Annotated in this window: 1 protein-coding gene; it reads right to left on the reverse strand. The window is 67.3% G+C overall.

The annotated features are described in order from the left end of the window. Nucleotides 1-330, reverse strand: a 330-nt coding sequence (locus CF165_RS49765) for a helix-turn-helix domain-containing protein (RefSeq protein WP_143268990.1), incomplete at its 3' end; no start/stop codon positions are given. Nucleotides 331-594 lie beyond the last annotated feature (264 nt).

The raw sequence follows: 594 nt of genomic DNA on the forward strand, positions 1-594 counted from the left end.
GTCGGCGGGTTGGGGGCGGGTGTTGTGTCGTTGGGCTTCGTGGAGCTGGTCTTCGAGGGAGATGATGCGGCAGGCGGCGTCGATGGCGGTGCCCTCGTCGACGAGATGTCGTACCCGTGCGGCGATGCGCAGTTGGTGGCGGGAGTAGCGGCGGTGCCCGCCGGCGGAGCGTTGCGGCTCGATCAGGCCGGCTTCGTCGAGGCTGCGCAAGAAGTTCTGGGTGGTGCCGAGCATTTCCGCGGCCCGGCCCATGGTGTAGCCGGGATAGTTCTCGTCGTCGAACTTGTCGGCCGTTCTCGCTGCGGCCGGGTCGTATTGGTCAGGGATCATGCCACCTCCACATCACAAGGGACCCCGGGCGCCGCGCACGGCACCCGGGGTCCCAGGGGTTGGGTTTCACCATTGTCAACCGGCGCGACCGCCGGCTTCCTGTACTCGCGTCCGGCCGCAAGACCGACGACGCGGGGATCGCTGACTCGTAACCGAGAACCACCTGCCAATCCGATGGGACTGCGGTACCCGCGCGGCGCTACTGCCCAGCCGCTGCGGGCGATCCAATGATGTGCCCTATCCCTTCTCTCCGGTGTTTCCTTC

The sequence above is a fragment of the Amycolatopsis vastitatis genome (genome assembly GCF_002234595.1).
Taxonomy (GTDB): Bacteria; Actinomycetota; Actinomycetes; order Mycobacteriales; family Pseudonocardiaceae; genus Amycolatopsis; species Amycolatopsis vastitatis.